Consider the following 15,393-nt stretch of genomic DNA (forward strand, 5'->3'; position numbering starts at 1 on the left):
GCGCCAAGGCGATCGAGCACCGCGAACACCTCGCCGCGCTGATGATCACCTACCCGTCGACCCACGGTGTGTTCGAAGAAGGCATCCGCGAAATCTGCGGGATCATTCATGACCACGGTGGCCAGGTGTATATCGACGGCGCCAACATGAACGCGATGGTTGGCCTGTGTGCACCGGGCAAGTTTGGCGGCGACGTGTCCCACTTGAACCTGCACAAAACCTTCTGCATTCCCCACGGCGGTGGCGGCCCGGGCGTCGGCCCGATTGGCGTGAAAGCGCACCTGACCCCGTTCCTGCCGGGCCACGCCCACATGGAACGCAAGGAAGGCGCGGTCTGCGCGGCACCGTTCGGCAGCGCAAGCATTTTGCCGATCACCTGGATGTACATTCGCATGATGGGCGGCGCCGGCCTCAAGCGCGCGTCACAGTTGGCGATCCTGAATGCCAACTACATTTCCCGTCGTCTCGAAGAGCACTACCCCGTGCTGTACACCGGCAGCAACGGCCTGGTGGCACACGAATGCATCCTCGACCTGCGTCCCTTGAAAGACAGCAGCGGCATCAGCGTTGATGACGTGGCCAAGCGCCTGATCGACTTCGGTTTCCACGCGCCCACCATGTCGTTCCCGGTGGCCGGCACGTTGATGATCGAACCGACCGAAAGCGAATCCAAAGAAGAACTGGACCGCTTCTGCGACGCCATGATCCGCATCCGCGAAGAGATTCGTGCGGTGGAAAACGGCACGCTGGACAAGGACGACAACCCGCTGAAAAACGCCCCGCACACTGCGGCGGAGTTGGTGGGCGAGTGGTTGCATCCGTATAGCCGTGAACAGGCGGTGTATCCGCTGGACACCTTGATCGACAGCAAATACTGGCCGCCCGTAGGCCGCGTCGACAACGTCTTCGGTGACCGCAACCTGATGTGCGCCTGCCCTTCAATCGCCGACTACGCATAACCCCCCGTAGGAGCTGCCGCAGGCTGCGATCTTTTGATCCTGTTTTAAAAAAAATCAAAAAATCGCAGCCTCGTTGCATTCCACAGCTCCTACAGGTGAACCCCCATTCGAGAACAACAGAGGACTTTCACATGTTCAGCAAGCACGACCAGATCAAAGGCTACGACGACCAACTGCTGGCGGCGATGAACGCCGAGGACGCGCGGCAAGAGCACCACATCGAGCTGATCGCCTCGGAAAACTACACCAGCCGACGGGTCATGGAAGCCCAGGGCAGCGGCCTGACCAACAAGTACGCCGAAGGGTATCCGGGCAAGCGTTACTACGGCGGCTGCGAGCATGTGGATGTGGTCGAACAACTGGCCATCGACCGCGCCAAACAGCTGTTCGGCGCCGACTACGCCAATGTCCAGCCGCACTCCGGCAGCCAGGCCAACGCTGCGGTTTACCTGGCGTTGCTACAGGCCGGCGACACCGTCCTGGGCATGAGCCTGGCCCACGGTGGCCACCTGACCCACGGCGCCAAGGTGAGTTTTTCCGGCAAGCTCTACAATGCCGTGCAATACGGCATCGGCACCGCGACCGGGTTGATCGACTACGACGAAGTCGAACGCCTGGCCGTCGAGCACCAGCCGAAAATGATCATCGCCGGTTTCTCCGCTTACTCGAAAACCCTCGACTTCCCACGCTTCCGCCAAATTGCCGACAAGGTGGGTGCCTACCTGTTCGTCGACATGGCTCACGTCGCCGGACTGGTCGCCACCGGTCTGTACCCGAACCCACTGCCCTACGCCGACGTGGTCACCACCACGACCCACAAGACCCTGCGCGGTCCACGCGGTGGCCTGATCCTGGCCAAGGCCAATGCGGAACTTGAGAAAAAGCTCAACGCTGCCGTGTTCCCCGGTGGTCAGGGCGGCCCGCTGATGCATGTGATCGCGGCCAAGGCCGTGTGCTTCAAGGAAGCGCTGGAGCCGGCGTTCAAAACGTATCAGACGCAGGTCATCCGCAATGCCCAGGCGATGGCGCAAGTCTTTATCGATCGTGGTTACGACGTGGTGTCCGGTGGCACCGACAACCACCTGTTCCTGGTCAGCCTGATCCGCCAGGGCCTGACCGGCAAGGACGCCGACGCGGCGCTGGGCCGTGCCGGTATCACCGTGAACAAGAACGCCGTGCCCAACGATCCGCAGTCGCCGTTCGTGACCTCGGGCCTGCGCATCGGCACCCCGGCGATCACCAGCCGCGGTTTCAAGGAAGCCCAGAGCATCGAGCTGGCCGGCTGGATCTGCGACATCCTCGACCACCTTGGCGATGCCGATGTCGAAGCTCAGGTCGCCCGCCAGGCTGCCGCGATGTGCAGCGATTTCCCGGTCTACCGCGACTGATCGCACACCACAAAACCCCTGTAGGAGCGAGCCTGCTCGCGATGGACGTGAAGCTGACGCGTTTCGTCAGGAATAGCGCGTAATCGTTCGCGGCCATCGCGAGCAGGCTCACTCCTACAATTCGGTGCAAACAAAGGAAAGAACATGAGCGTTGAAGTCGGCACCAAACTGCGCGGCGCAGAAAAGGTCGCGCGGATTCCAGTGAAAATCATCCCCACCGATGAATTCCCGCGCAAACCCGAATGGATCCGGGTACGCATGCCGACCTCCCCCGAGGTCGACCGGATCAAGCAATTGCTGCGCAAACACAAGTTGCACAGTGTCTGCGAAGAAGCCTCGTGCCCGAACCTGGGCGAGTGTTTTTCCGGCGGTACCGCGACCTTCATGATCATGGGCGACATCTGCACCCGACGCTGCCCGTTCTGCGATGTCGGCCACGGACGGCCGAAACCGCTGGACGTCAACGAGCCAACCAACCTCGCCGTGGCCATCGCCGAACTGCGCCTCAAATACGTGGTGATCACCTCGGTGGACCGCGACGACCTGCGCGACGGAGGCGCCCAACACTTCGTCGACTGCCTGCGCGAGATCCGCAAGCTGTCGCCCGGCATCCAGCTGGAAACCCTGGTGCCGGACTATCGCGGACGGATGGACGTCGCCCTGGCCATCACCGCTTGCGAGCCTCCGGACGTGTTCAACCACAACCTGGAAACCGTGCCGCGCCTGTATAAAGCGGCGCGACCCGGCTCGGATTTCGAGTGGTCGCTGGACCTGCTGCAGAACTTCAAGCACCAGGTGCCGCAGGTCCCGACCAAATCCGGCCTGATGCTGGGTCTCGGGGAAACCGACGACGAAGTCATAGCCGTCATGCAGCGGATGCGCGAGCACGACATCGACATGCTCACCCTCGGCCAGTACCTGCAACCCTCACGCAGCCACTTGCCGGTGCAGCGTTTCGTGCACCCGGATATGTTTGCGTGGTTTGCCGAGGAAGGCGCGCGAATGGGCTTCAAGAACGTCGCATCCGGGCCCTTGGTGCGTTCCTCGTATCATGCCGACCAGCAACTTCATGGAGGTTTACACGTCAACGATACTCACGGAGCGCTGGCTGAGATAAGCGACTGAGTGTGAGCGTGGTTGTTTGCTTAATGCAAAGGGGCCCGAGTGGACGGCGCTCTGGCACCTGGGTTAGGTTTCGTATCCGCTTATATTTTGGGCTCCACGACCATGACTGATCGCCAGATCATCGTTCCAGACAGCATGAAATTGCTCTGCGAGCAGGCGGGTTATGCGCCAGCTGTGAAGGTAGGAAAAACGCTCTACTGCGCGGGCCAGGTAGGCCGGACGCCGGAATTGACGGTTATCGAAGATCCTGAGCAGCAGTTTTTAGCCGCGTGGGAGAATCTACGGCTCGTCCTGGCAGCCGGTGGCTGCGATTTTGAGGATGTCGTCGAAATGACGACCTATCACGTCGACATGCAACGCCACATGCCAATCTTCAGACAAGTGAAGGATGAAGTCTTTCCCAGGGGCACGTGTGCATGGACATGCATCGGTGTCGCGGAACTGGCTCGACCGGGGCTCCTTGTGGAGATCAAATGCATCGCCGTGCAGCGATGATGTTTCAGATCGGCAGGTGAATTAGTAGATCCTGGATGGGTGTCCATCCATGCGGCCGTAGAGCTGAAATCTCACTCGCCCTCCAGAGGGTTCTTTTGTTCATGGGTTATTCCCCGCCCGCATGATTACAAGGATGGAGCATGTCCAACGCTCCCGATGGCTGGCCCTACCAGGACGTACCCGCCTTTGTCATGAGCAACCGGAGTCTGTCAGCCCCCGCCAATGTGCATATCCATCGCTGAACGATGATCGGCCGGCCAGAAGCTTTCTCTCGAACAGGTCTACAAATGTGCGGCCGGCTCAGTCATTGGAAGCCTGACCAGAAAAGTGGTGCCGCCACTCCAGTCAGAGCTGACATCGATTGATCCGTTATGTGAGGCCACAACCTCTGAGGCGATAAACAGGCCCAAGCCCAGCCCCTCTGTCGGCCCGTGATCAATTGCAGATCGCTGAGAGAAACGCCCCAAAGGGTTGAATATAAACGGGAGAACGTCTTCTGGTATGGGCTCACCGCTGTTGTGAACAGTGAAAATAGCGCCGTCTTCCGAGGCCTTTAACTCCACCTTGATCGGGAGTTGATTATCGCCATGCTGTACAGCGTTGCTGATTATGTTCGAGAAGACTTGTTCCATTCTGGCGCCATCGAATTGCCCTTGAACTGGAGTCTTCGCTTCGAACAGGACCACGGCCTCTGGATAAAACGCTCGGATTTCTTCGACAACACGTTCGCAAACGCGCGATAGATCCAAATCCGTCTTCTTGACGGGAATGCCTGGGCCCATTTGGCAGCGGGTCAAATCAAGCAGGTCTCCAACAATCTGGCTCGCTCGCCGCACGCTTGTGTATATCTGGTTGGCAACCTTGGTATTGCGGTCTCCGGCCCCTTCCGAGCGCCTCAACATGTCGGCACCCAGCAAGATCGCTCCAAGCGGAGTGCGCAAATCGTGGCCGAGAATGCCTAGAAATACGTTGCGTGACGCCTCAACGGCGCGTGAATAACTGGCGATGGATTCGGCGAGAGCCTGATCGATGGCCTCGTGGAATCGGGTCATGTCGTCGACATTGATCGGCGTGCCATCCTTCACTTGCCTCATCCATTGACTTACGACACTCGTTCTCAGTGCTCGATATTCCGACACCATTTGATCGATCGTGAAACCTGCCATCAACCGCGTCATTGCATGGGTTTCAGCTGCTGTTTCTTCATCGTTTACCGGGGCTTGGCCTTGAGACTTGGCAGCTTGCTCTCGCCTCGTCTGCTTTGTCCGCAGGTCACTCACAATTGCCCGCAACATTTGTTCGGCATGATCTCGCAGCGCTTCACTATCGAGGTCCTCACCCGGCGTATCGATAGTTCTGGCGAAATCTTCCCAAGCCTGCAGAATCGGCTCAAGGTTCTCAAGAATGAAATCAGACAGGCGCATGTCAATAATCCTAATGGGAGGCGATGCAGACGCCGGCAGGAGAGCGAGGCTGCGCAGATTGGGTGTGAGCGGGTGTCAGCAGTGTAGGAGGTTGTGTATGGCTTTTAAAGCTCGGTCCGCTTCAGGCCCGCTTGGTCGATACGCACGATCAAGGCATCAACAGCGTTAACACCGACCCTGATCTCTTGCGTCCATTGCCAGGGGCACCCCTGCGCAAAAGTGACGTACTTGATCCTGTCACCTGTTTCTTCTATCAAGCCCCGACTGCCTGTCAGGGCTTGCCTCGTCTCAAACATTTTTCTCCCGCAAACCCGCGCTCGATTCACGAACCACAAGCGTCGCCATGGGCGCATCAATGCGTTGACGCTGGTCGGTGCCAGACTCATTGATCTGTTCGAACAGCAACTCGATCGCCAGCGCGGCCACCTCTTCCAGGTGCATGTTCAAGGCCGTCAGGGGCGGCGTACATTCCCGTGCGCGGAAGCCGTCGTAACGGGTGACCACCTTTACATCCTGCGGCACCTTCAGCCCTTTTTCGTTCAGCGCCTGCACCGCGCCAATCGCGAACGCATCGACCGGCACGCACAGTCCATCCAGGTCCGGATACTCGTCCAGCAATTGCGCACAGGCAGCGGCGCCGGCCGCTTCGCCACCCGCTTCGTCGGCGCGAACGATCGCCGGGGTCAGGCCATGGGTTGAGCAATAGGCGCGGTACGCTTGTTCCATGTCGAGGTAGGAATGCCGGGATTGAATCCCGATCACCAGGCCGATCCGTTGCGCGCCCTGCTCGTGCAAATGATCGAGCAGCAAGGCGCCCGCCGCTGCGCCGTGCATGTCGATGTACGGCAAGTCGAAACCGGCCTCGGGCTGGCGTCCGATCGATACCAGTTTCACCCCTCTTTTACGCAAGCGCGCGATATGCGGGTCGTTGGCGACTGGCTCGATGATCACTGCGCCGTCGATATCCAGCGTATCCAGCAAGGCCTTGGCCTCGTCCATCGGCGGCACCAGCACCAGTGCCACGCCTCGACGCAGGGCCGCTTCCGTCGCGGTTGCCGCGATCTCCATCAAGAAGCCCAGGCGTGACGATCCGCCTGCTACGGCAAACGGCATTGAGGACAGTAATGCAATGGCATTGGCCTTGCCGGTGCGCAGGCGCTGGGCGCGCAGATTGGGGGTGTAGCCAAGGCTGGCGGCGACTTCTTTGACTCGGGCGCGGGTCACCGGATCGACCTGGCCGCGGTCGTTGAGCGCGTGGGAAACGGTGGTGCGCGACACGCCGGCAGCATCCGCGACGTCGGCAATGGTAGGGCGGTGGTTGTCGTTGTTTGGCATCGGTTGGGGCAACTCAGTCAGCAATGCTGCCGAGTTATACGCGCACCGACGGTTCTCGGCCACTCAGGGTCATCGGCGACGGATGGACCGTTGACAGCCTTTAAGAACGGGAATACATTTCACCCAAATCGATTTGGGCACATAACAAAATCGATTTGGTTTGGGATTTACCTGCACGATCCCGACCGAAACTACGTGACGTTTAAAACAATAATCAAAAAGCCGTTGATGCTGGCTTTACGTAGAGGTGGGATATGCCGGATAACAAGAAAAACCCCGTTTCCCCTGTTGATGAGCGACTGCCCTGGCGGCAGCTGCTGATTTTTGGCGCGCAGCATGTACTGGTGATGGCGGCCTCGCCAGTTGCCTCGGTCTTCCTGATGGCCACGGCTTTAGGCTTTTCCAGCGAGCTGACCCTGCAGTTACTGAGCGCGACCTTTTTGGTTTGCGGGCTGGGCACGCTGATCCAGTCGTTAGGATTGCGCGGCTGTGGCGCGCGCTTGCCTTTCATCATGCTCCCCGGTGGGGCGCCGATCATGTTGTTCATTCTGATCGCCCAGCAAAACGGCGTGGCGACGGCTTCCGGTGCGGTCATTCTGACGGGCGTCTTCTACTTCGTGGTGTTGCCGATCTTTCGTCGGCTGCTGCGTTTCTTCCCCTCGGTGGTGGTTGGCACGATGCTGCTGCTGGTGTCCGTCAACCTGATCAAGCTGTCGGGCGAGCTGATCGTCGGCCGGCCTGGCAGCGCCGACTTCGCCGCCCCGCAGCAACTGCTACTGGCGTTCTCCACGATAGTCATCACGGTGCTGTGTTCTCGTTTGTTGCGAGGAACGCTCGGCCAATTGTCCATCTTGCTCGGCCTGGTTGGCGGCAGCCTGCTGGCGGTCGCCTTGGGGGCTTTTGACAGCTCTCAGTTGAGCTGGTGGCCGTTGCTGAGTCTGCCGGCACTGATGCCGTTCGGCGTGCCTCAATTCGATCTGTTCGCCTCGATACCGTTGATGCTTTTCTGTCTGGTTTCCATGGTTGAAGCGACGGGGCAAACCGTGGCGATCAGCGAAGCCGTGGACAAGCCACTGGATATCAATCGGGACGTCACCCGCACCATTCGCGGCGACGCACTGGCGTCCATCCTCGGCGGGTTCATGGGTACGTCGCTGATCATCACCAGTGGCGAAAACATCGGTGTCATCCGTGCCACCCACGTTCGCTCGCGCTATGTCACCGCAGTGTCCGGCGTGCTGCTCCTGCTGTTCGCGCTACTGGCGCCCCTGGCGCGGTTGATCGGTGGCGTACCGGAAGCGGTCGTCGGCGGCACCAGCCTGATCGTGTTCGCCATCGTCGGCACCATGGGCATCGACATGCTGCGCAAAGTGGACCTGCGGCACCACGGCAACATGTACGTGGTGTCCGTTGCCCTGGCGGTGGGCTTGCTGCCGATTCTGGTGCCAGGGGTCTACAGCCATTTCCCGAACGGCCTGGCCGGGCTGCTCGGCAATGGCGTCGCCATGGGCGCCGTCACCGCCGCGGTGATGAATTTCCTCTTCCATTGCGTGGGTCGCCAGGACAACGGCGCGGACGCCAAGGCCGATCTGACCCACTCACCACATACTCACTAAGGTTGCTCCATGGATCGCACAGTTACTACGCACCTGCCCTCTTCTCCTGAACAACTGCTTGCACCGCAACAGCTGTTGGCACCGGACTGGTTGATGCTGCCGGATGGCCCGCAGCGCGGTCAGGCCGTGCTGGTGGTCGAGGGCAAATTCGCCGACGTCGGACCGCTGCCACTGTTGCAGGCGCGTTATCCCGCGCATCAGGTGCAGCGTCTCGAACAGCAGTTGTTGATGCCGGGTTTCATCGATACCCACCACCATCTCAGCCAGAGTTTCGGCAAAGGCCTGGTCTTCGGCGAACCCTCGGAAATCTTTCGCCGGGTTTGGATACCCCTCGAAGGCTCGCTCGATTCGGAGTTGCTGTACCTGACGAGCAAACTCGCGGCGTTCGAATCCCTGCGCGGCGGCTTCACCACGGTGTGCGATGCCGGCACGCGCTCGACCGAAGGCGTCGAAGCCATTGCCAAGGCCGTTCATGAAGTCGGCATCCGCTGCGTACTGGCGAAGACCTGCAACGACATTCAAGGCAAGCAAGTGCTGGATGCGCGGCAGATTCTCGCGGCGGCGGAACGGCATTTGTCGCAGTGGAATAACGACGCGCTGATCACGCCTTCGCTGGCCGTGCCTATTCCTGAAATCGCCACTGACTCGACACTCAAGGCGGTCTACCGCTTATGCGAAGAGTCCGGGCGGGTGTTCCAGAGCCACGTCAACGAGCACCTGGTCGCCGTCGAACGCTCCCTGGAACTCTACGGCGTCAGACCGTTGGAGCAACTGCACCGGGCCGGCGCGCTCGGCCCGGCGGCGCTGCTGGCCCACGCGACCTTACTGACGCCAAACGAGATCTGCCTGTTGCGCGATAGCGGCGCCGCAGTGAGTTACAACCCGGTCGCCAGCGCCTGGAAAGGCAACGCCGTGGCCCAGGCGCACCTGATGCACTGCCTGGGCATCCCGGTGGCCCTGGGGACGGACGGCACCCGCGGTGATGGCTTCCGCCTTCTGGATTACGCCGAAGCCGCCCAGCGTTTTGCCCACGGTATCGCCGTCGGGGATTCGGTCTGCGGTGGTGGGCAACTGTGGCTCGACATGGGCACCAAAAACGCTGCGCAGGCGCTCCACCTCGGCCAGCTCACCGGACAGATTGCGCCCGGCTACGCCGCTGATTTCCTGCTGGTGGACCTCGCGGTGCCGGAACTGCTGCCGTCCTGGAACCTGACATGGGACCTGGTGCGCCTGGCGAACAGGGATCAGATCCACGCCGTCGTGGTGCAGGGCAAGGTTCGTCTGTGGCAAGGCTGGCCGACCGACTGGGACGCTCGTGAGCTGATGCGACAGGTCGATGCGCTGGCGCGGGACATCGTCAGCCAGGCGCCGATCCATAAAGTCCATCCACTGCCCTCCGTGGCATAACACTCTTCGTGATTGGGTAAAAGATGACCTTACCATTCGACCCGCTCTACCTCATTGCGCTCGCCGTCGCGTGCGGTGCGCTTATCCAGGGGACAACGGGCATGGGCTTCGCCCTCATCGTGGCGCCGGTAATGGGCTTGCTGGCGCCAGAATCCCTGCCGGTCAGCCTGTTGATTTTGATGTTGCCCTTGAACGCAGCAATCGCCTGGCGCGAGCGTGAGGCGATCGACTTCCGGGGCAGTTCGTGGATTACCGTCGGGCGTTTTGTCGGTACGTTCGGCGGCGTCTGGATATTGTTCTGGCTGCCGCTCTCACAACTCAACGTGCTGATAGGCCTGTCGACGATCGCCGCGTGCCTGGCGACCTGGATGGCACCCTCCTTCGTACCAGGACGCCGTGCGCTGATTTCCACGGGGCTGATCACGGGCATCACCGAAACGGCCACCGGCGTCGGCGGCCCGCCGTTGGCGCTGGTGTATCAGCACTCGCCGGTGGCCACATTGCGAGGCTCAGTCGCCCTGTGCTTCCTGGTGGGCGAAGTGATTTCCCTGGTGGTGCTAGCGCTCGGCGGGCATTTGCACGCCGCGCAGGTGACACCGGTATTGAGCCTGTGCCTGCCCTTGGCGCTTGGCGTGATCGCCAGCCATTGGGCCCGGCACTTCATCAATGAAGCGCGCCTGCGCCGGTTTGTCCTGATATTCGCCTTCGTCTCCGGATCACTGTTACTGGTGCAATGACCACCGAGTTTTAGCGGCTCGTTCAGGGCCGCTGCCGCACGCCATTCGATTTGAACTCACTGCATTCGCGCTGGCGGATGCAGCGGATTTCTACAGCCAGAAATTGGATAAAAACAATAATGAAAATGACCGCCAATCTTCGAATCGCCCTCACGCTTTCCATCGTCGGCACGCTGCCACTCAAGACCATTGCAGCCGGTTTAATCGACGACGCCAGCGCCACCCTCAACCTGAGAAACTTCTACATCAACCGCAACTTTTCCAACCCTGCATCGCCCCAGGGCAAGGCCGAAGAGTGGACCCAGAGTTTCATCCTCGATGCCCGCTCCGGATTCACTCAAGGTGCAGTAGGCTTCGGTTTGGATGCCCTGGGGCTCTACTCGATCAAGCTGGATGGCGGCAAGGGCAGCGGCGGCACGCAGCTGTTGCCGATCGACCGCGACGGACGCCCCGCCGACGATTTCGGGCGCCTGGCACTGGCCGGAAAAATGAAAATCAGCAAGACCGAACTCAAAGTCGGCGAGTGGATGCCGGTACTGCCGATCCTGCGCTCCGACGATGGTCGTTCGCTGCCGCAGACGTTCGAGGGCGGGCAAATCACCTCACGAGAGATCGACGGCCTGACCCTGTACGGCGGTCAGTTTCGCCAGAACAGCCCGCGCAACGACGCCAGCCAGCAGGACATGTTCATGCTGAGCAAGACGGCGTTCATCTCCGACCGCTTCAATTTCGTCGGCGGTGAATACAGCTTCAACGACAAGCGCACAATGGTCGGCGTATGGAACGCCGAACTCAAAGACATCTACCAGCAGCAATACCTGCAGGTCGTCCACAGCCAACCGTTGGGCGCCTGGACCCTGGGCGCCAATCTTGGTTATTTTCAGGGCCGCGAGAACGGCAGCGCCCGCGCGGGCGAGCTGGAAAACCGCACGATGTCGGCCTTGCTGTCCGCTCGATATGGCGGCAATACCTTCTATGTCGGTTTGCAGAAACTGACTGGCGACGACCCTTGGATGCGCGTCAATGGCACCGCCGGCATTTCACTGGCCAACGACAGCTTTAACAACACCTACGACAACGCCAGGGAACAGTCATGGCAACTGCGCCACGACTACAACTTCGTCGCGCTCGGCATACCCGGCCTGGTGTTGATGAATCGCTATGTCAGCGGCGACAACGTGCACATCGGCACGGTCACCGAAGGCAAGGAGTGGGGGCGCGAAACCGAGCTGGCGTACACCGTACAAAGCGGTTCATTGAAGAACCTCAACGTGCGCCTGCGCAACGCCAGCATCCGTCGCGATTACAGCAGCAACGAGTTCGATGACAATCGGGTGATCGTCAACTATCCGTTCAGTCTGTTTTGAGATAACGCGTTTTACGCACATGGAGATGACGTTGGCCGGGTAAACTTGTTGTCCGCCAGAACAACAATGCCCGGCACCAGACCGGGTTTCAGGATGAGCACAATGAGCCGAATCCGCCATATCTGCCTGATGGCAACCTATAACGAGTGGATGAACGCAAAGATCTATGAAGCCGCCAGAAGCCTGCCAGATGAGGAGCTTTCTGCCGACAGGAAAGCGTTTTTTGGCTCAATCCTCGGCACGCTGAATCACTTGGTGGCCGGCGATACCGTCTGGCTGCAGCGATTCGCCAGGCACCCGGCAAACCACCTGGCTCTGCAACCCATTCTTCAGCGCCCTACCCCCACAAGCCTCGACCAATTGCTGTACGCAAATATCCGCGAGCTTTCCGCACAACGGGTGTGGCTCGATCAGATGATTGTCGAGTGGTCACGCTCCATTGTGGAGTCGGATCTGGATCACGTGCTCAGTTACGCCAGCATGAAGGGAGTACCGGCCGACAAGGACTTTTATGGCCTGGTCATGCACTTCTTCAACCACCAAACGCACCACCGCGGACAAGTCACGACCTTGCTTTCACAGGCGGGCGTCGACGTAGGTGATACGGACCTGGTCATCCTCATCCCCTCCGGGCACACCCCATAGCATCCGCGCACACCCCGCCCCCTGTAGCAGCTGGCGAAGCCTGTGTTGGGGCGCGAAGCGGCCCTGCTTTTCAAGCGAACACCACAGCGTCTGGAAAGCGACCGCTACGCAGTCGAACGCAGCCTTCGGCAGCTGCTACACAAAGCCCCTGCGCACCCCGCCCCCTGTAGCAGCTGGCGCAGCCTGCGTTGGGGCGCGAAGAGGCCCTGCTTTTCAAGCAAACACCACAGCGTCCGGAAAGCGACCGCTACGCAGTCGAACGCAGCCTTCGGCAGCTGCTACACAAAGCCCGCACACACCCCGCCCCCTGTAGCAGCTGGCGCAGCCTGCGTTGGGGCGCGAAGCGGCCCCGATGTTCGAGCAAACACCCCACCCCCTGTAGCAGCTAAGTTTGAGCCAACTGCTGATCGCGCCCTGTCCCCCAGAAAGTTGCCACCAGCGGACAGGCTGACGTGATGTTGCTAATCTGACGCGTCGACTGCTCAGGACATACGGCACATGGAAATTGCCCCGCATTTCATCCTTCATGAAACCGACCACTGGATTATCAATCACCATCTATCGAGCGCACTCCCCGGTTACCTGATGTTGAGTACGAAGGTGCAAACCACATCGCTGGCCCAGCTATCACCCGATGCGCTTGCAGAGTTGGGCGTTCTGCTCGCCAGGACCCAGCAGATCATCGAGCAGCAGCTGCTGCCCAAGCGCCTCTACATCGGGCGTTTTGGCCATGAGCCGGGTTGGCCCCTGCACTTTCATTTCATACCGGTCTATCAATGGGTCGAAGACCTGTTCTGGAATGATGCGCGCTATCGGCTTCTGCAAAACTTTGCCTACGCTGAAAACGCTCTGTCATCAACCGACGGCGCAGAGTTGACCTTGTTTATCTGGCGAGAATTTGGTGAAAACCCCGTCCCACCAGAGATTCAAGGCCCCTCTGTTGACGAGGTGATCAGGGAGTTGCGTGGCGCGTTTGTTTGAGTGTCAGCGCCAGATGGCTTGGCGGGGACCTTGGTTTGTCACTGCGCCTAGTAACCCACACCACGCACCCCGCCCGACGCTCGAATGGACTCACCGGTTATCCAATGTGAATCCTCAGAGGCGAGGAATACCACTAGCGCCGCGATATCCTCCGGCTCGCCAAAACGACCCAACGGCGTTCCCGCCACCAGCATCTCGCCAAACTCACCCGCAAAGTTGCCGTTCGTACCGGGCGTATTGGTGTGTCCTGGCAGGATGGAATTGACCCGGATACCCCGTCCTCCCAGTTCCCGTGCCAGTGCAAAGGTCAGGGTGTCGACGGCGCCCTTGGTTGCCGAATAAACGCTGGACGCCAGGTAGGGGTCGGTGCTGAGGATGGAGCTGATATTGATGATGCTGCCCTTTGCACCCAGGAGTTTGACGGCCTCTCGCACGGCCAGCAGATAGCCCAGCACGTTGAGGTTGAACTGTGTGTGGAAGGCCTCCTCGGTCAAGTCATCGATCATCTGGAACACCGCTACGCCCGCATTGTTGACGAGGATATCCAGGGTTCCATATTCAGCCTTTACGGTATCGAACAGACGTACAACATCGGAGCCGACGCTCATGTCGGCCCGTATGGCACAGGCGCGACCTCCCAGCTCCGTGATGTGCGCCACTACGGCTTCAGCCTCGGTCTGGCTGGAGGCGTAATTGACGATGACGGTCGCGCCCTGTGCGCCGAGTGCCTTGGCGATGCCGGCGCCGATGCCTTTGGAGGCACCGGTAACCACCGCGATTTTTCCTTCGAGTTTCATGATCAATGTGCTCTGAGTGAATGTTCTACCAAAGTCCGCTGCCACCGGCTGGGCCGGAACGCAACGAACTGCATGCCTGAGTATTCCTCCCCCGCGGCCTGCGCCGTTTGCCGGTTTTTCGCACATCCTTGCCTATTCTTCTCACATGGCTTGCGTCACCCCGAGAACAGGGCCATCGTCCGGGTCATGGACAGAGCAATGACAGAACTGCGCAGCATCGTGATGCGCGCACACGACAAGTGGACCGACACCGGGTTGCCCCGCGTGCAAATGGTCCGGGCAGAGGCATGCGCCGATCAGGTCTATGAGCCAATGCTGCACTTGGTGCTTCAGGGCCAGAAGACGCTGTCGATCGGTGATGAGGTGTCTCGTTATGTAGCGGGCAGCTATTTTCTGGTGCCGGTCGATGTGCCCGCGACGGGGCAGATTCACGCTGTCGCCACTGACCAGCCTTATCTCGCGGTCAGTCTCGCCCTGGACCCGGCGGTGATCTCGACGTTGTTGATGGAAGACGACAAAACCGCAAAAGCCTTAGGCGATTCCCGTTTTGAACCCGTGGCGGCACCCGCCGAGATGATCGACGCCTGGTTACGCATGATGCGACTGCTGGATGCGCCTCATGAAGCCGCTGTGCTGGCTCCCATGATCGAGCGCGAGATTCTGTTCCGCGCCTTGCAAGGACCGCTGGGCGCCATGCTGCGCGACGTTGCGCGCCCGGACGGTCGACTGGCCCAGGTTCGGCGGGCGACTCAGTGGATCCGCGAACACTACACCGAGCCGTTTCGCGTAGAGCCATTGGCGAGGATGGCGGACATGAGCGTGGCGGCGTTCTACCGTCACTTCAAGTCCGTGACGGCCATGACGCCCATTCAATACCAGAAACGTCTGCGCCTGCTGAGGGCGCGCTGGCTGCTGCTGTTCGACACGCGGGATGCCACGTCCATTGCCTACGCTGTGGGCTATGAAAGCGCCTCGCAATTCAGCCGCGAGTACGCACGTCTCTTCGGTCTGCCACCGGCACGCGATGCAGCAAGATTCAAAGTCCCCACTGTATCGAGCGATCTGCAGGAAGCACTCGAAAAGCATTGAGCCATACCTGCGAAGACTTGAACGCAAC

General features: G+C 60.2%; 13 protein-coding genes and 1 pseudogene. 11 read left to right on the top strand and 3 right to left on the bottom strand.

The window, feature by feature from the left end:
- The 4 genes and pseudogenes from H7698_RS17215 to H7698_RS17230 form a co-directional block, all read left to right on the top strand.
- A pseudogene (locus H7698_RS17215) lies at nt 1–959 on the top strand (glycine dehydrogenase (aminomethyl-transferring)); the annotation flags it as partial.
- A gap of 131 nt (nt 960–1,090) precedes the next feature.
- Entirely contained in the window at nt 1,091–2,347 is a 1,257-nt protein-coding gene (gene glyA / locus H7698_RS17220) for a serine hydroxymethyltransferase (protein WP_194692239.1), read from the top strand.
- Between the two features lie 72 nt (nt 2,348–2,419).
- Entirely contained in the window at nt 2,420–3,472 is a 1,053-nt protein-coding gene (gene lipA, locus H7698_RS17225) for a lipoyl synthase (protein WP_328803754.1), read from the top strand.
- Between the two features lie 102 nt (nt 3,473–3,574).
- Nucleotides 3,575–3,967, top strand: a complete 393-nt coding sequence (locus tag H7698_RS17230; RefSeq protein WP_194692546.1) for a RidA family protein — start codon at nt 3,575–3,577, stop codon at nt 3,965–3,967.
- Between the two features lie 281 nt (nt 3,968–4,248).
- On the opposite strand, the gene H7698_RS17235 is transcribed toward H7698_RS17230, so the two are convergent.
- A complete protein-coding gene (locus H7698_RS17235) occupies nt 4,249–5,391 on the bottom strand; it encodes a sensor histidine kinase (protein WP_162441137.1) in 1,143 nt (380 codons plus the stop codon).
- 288 nt (nt 5,392–5,679) lie between these two features.
- Nucleotides 5,680–6,726 carry a substrate-binding domain-containing protein gene (locus H7698_RS17240; protein ID WP_194692241.1) on the bottom strand — a complete coding sequence of 349 codons (1,047 nt, stop codon included), beginning with the start codon at nt 6,724–6,726 and terminating at the stop codon, nt 5,680–5,682.
- A gap of 254 nt (nt 6,727–6,980) precedes the next feature.
- On the opposite strand from H7698_RS17240, the gene H7698_RS17245 reads away from it, so the two are divergent.
- The 6 genes from H7698_RS17245 to H7698_RS17270 all read left to right on the top strand — a co-directional run bounded on the left by H7698_RS17245 (nt 6,981) and on the right by H7698_RS17270 (nt 13,479).
- A complete protein-coding gene (locus H7698_RS17245; protein WP_194692242.1) occupies nt 6,981–8,342 on the top strand; it encodes a uracil-xanthine permease family protein in 1,362 nt (453 codons plus the stop codon).
- Between the two features lie 9 nt (nt 8,343–8,351).
- Nucleotides 8,352–9,749: an amidohydrolase family protein gene (locus H7698_RS17250; protein ID WP_235992898.1), complete on the top strand. Its 1,398-nt coding sequence runs from the start codon at nt 8,352–8,354 to the stop codon at nt 9,747–9,749.
- 23 nt (nt 9,750–9,772) lie between these two features.
- The gene (locus H7698_RS17255; protein ID WP_162438992.1) at nt 9,773–10,486 is read left to right on the top strand and encodes a sulfite exporter TauE/SafE family protein; all 714 of its coding nucleotides are present in this window, start codon (nt 9,773–9,775) and stop codon (nt 10,484–10,486) included.
- 119 nt (nt 10,487–10,605) lie between these two features.
- The gene (locus tag H7698_RS17260) at nt 10,606–11,853 is read left to right on the top strand and encodes an OprD family porin (protein WP_194692243.1); all 1,248 of its coding nucleotides are present in this window, start codon (nt 10,606–10,608) and stop codon (nt 11,851–11,853) included.
- Between the two features lie 102 nt (nt 11,854–11,955).
- Nucleotides 11,956–12,498, top strand: coding sequence for a DinB family protein (locus tag H7698_RS17265; protein ID WP_194692244.1), 543 nt, complete (start codon nt 11,956–11,958; stop codon nt 12,496–12,498).
- 498 nt (nt 12,499–12,996) lie between these two features.
- The gene (locus tag H7698_RS17270; RefSeq protein ID WP_194692245.1) at nt 12,997–13,479 is read left to right on the top strand and encodes an HIT family protein; all 483 of its coding nucleotides are present in this window, start codon (nt 12,997–12,999) and stop codon (nt 13,477–13,479) included.
- A gap of 47 nt (nt 13,480–13,526) precedes the next feature.
- On the opposite strand, the gene H7698_RS17275 is transcribed toward H7698_RS17270, so the two are convergent.
- Entirely contained in the window at nt 13,527–14,276 is a 750-nt protein-coding gene (locus H7698_RS17275; protein ID WP_194692246.1) for an SDR family oxidoreductase, read from the bottom strand.
- 198 nt (nt 14,277–14,474) lie between these two features.
- Between H7698_RS17275 and H7698_RS17280 the strand changes: the two genes are divergently transcribed.
- Nucleotides 14,475–15,365, top strand: a complete 891-nt coding sequence (locus tag H7698_RS17280; protein ID WP_194692247.1) for an AraC family transcriptional regulator — start codon at nt 14,475–14,477, stop codon at nt 15,363–15,365.
- Nucleotides 15,366–15,393 lie beyond the last annotated feature (28 nt).

This window comes from Pseudomonas sp. p50(2008), from assembly GCF_015351605.1.
Lineage (GTDB): Bacteria > Pseudomonadota > Gammaproteobacteria > Pseudomonadales > Pseudomonadaceae > Aquipseudomonas.

What these genes read in the sequence shown, in the direction of transcription:
- glyA (WP_194692239.1), top strand. Translation starts at nt 1,091, where the DNA reads ATGTTCAGCAAGCACGACCAGATCAAAGGCTACGACGACCAACTGCTG.
- H7698_RS17230 (WP_194692546.1), top strand. Translation starts at nt 3,575, where the DNA reads ATGACTGATCGCCAGATCATCGTTCCAGACAGCATGAAATTGCTCTGC.
- H7698_RS17235 (WP_162441137.1), bottom strand. Translation starts at nt 5,391, where the DNA reads ATGCGCCTGTCTGATTTCATTCTTGAGAACCTTGAGCCGATTCTGCAG.
- H7698_RS17240 (WP_194692241.1), bottom strand. Translation starts at nt 6,726, where the DNA reads ATGCCAAACAACGACAACCACCGCCCTACCATTGCCGACGTCGCGGAT.
- H7698_RS17245 (WP_194692242.1), top strand. Translation starts at nt 6,981, where the DNA reads ATGCCGGATAACAAGAAAAACCCCGTTTCCCCTGTTGATGAGCGACTG.
- H7698_RS17250 (WP_235992898.1), top strand. Translation starts at nt 8,352, where the DNA reads ATGGATCGCACAGTTACTACGCACCTGCCCTCTTCTCCTGAACAACTG.
- H7698_RS17255 (WP_162438992.1), top strand. Translation starts at nt 9,773, where the DNA reads ATGACCTTACCATTCGACCCGCTCTACCTCATTGCGCTCGCCGTCGCG.
- H7698_RS17260 (WP_194692243.1), top strand. Translation starts at nt 10,606, where the DNA reads ATGAAAATGACCGCCAATCTTCGAATCGCCCTCACGCTTTCCATCGTC.
- H7698_RS17265 (WP_194692244.1), top strand. Translation starts at nt 11,956, where the DNA reads ATGAGCCGAATCCGCCATATCTGCCTGATGGCAACCTATAACGAGTGG.
- H7698_RS17270 (WP_194692245.1), top strand. Translation starts at nt 12,997, where the DNA reads ATGGAAATTGCCCCGCATTTCATCCTTCATGAAACCGACCACTGGATT.
- H7698_RS17275 (WP_194692246.1), bottom strand. Translation starts at nt 14,276, where the DNA reads ATGAAACTCGAAGGAAAAATCGCGGTGGTTACCGGTGCCTCCAAAGGC.
- H7698_RS17280 (WP_194692247.1), top strand. Translation starts at nt 14,475, where the DNA reads ATGACAGAACTGCGCAGCATCGTGATGCGCGCACACGACAAGTGGACC.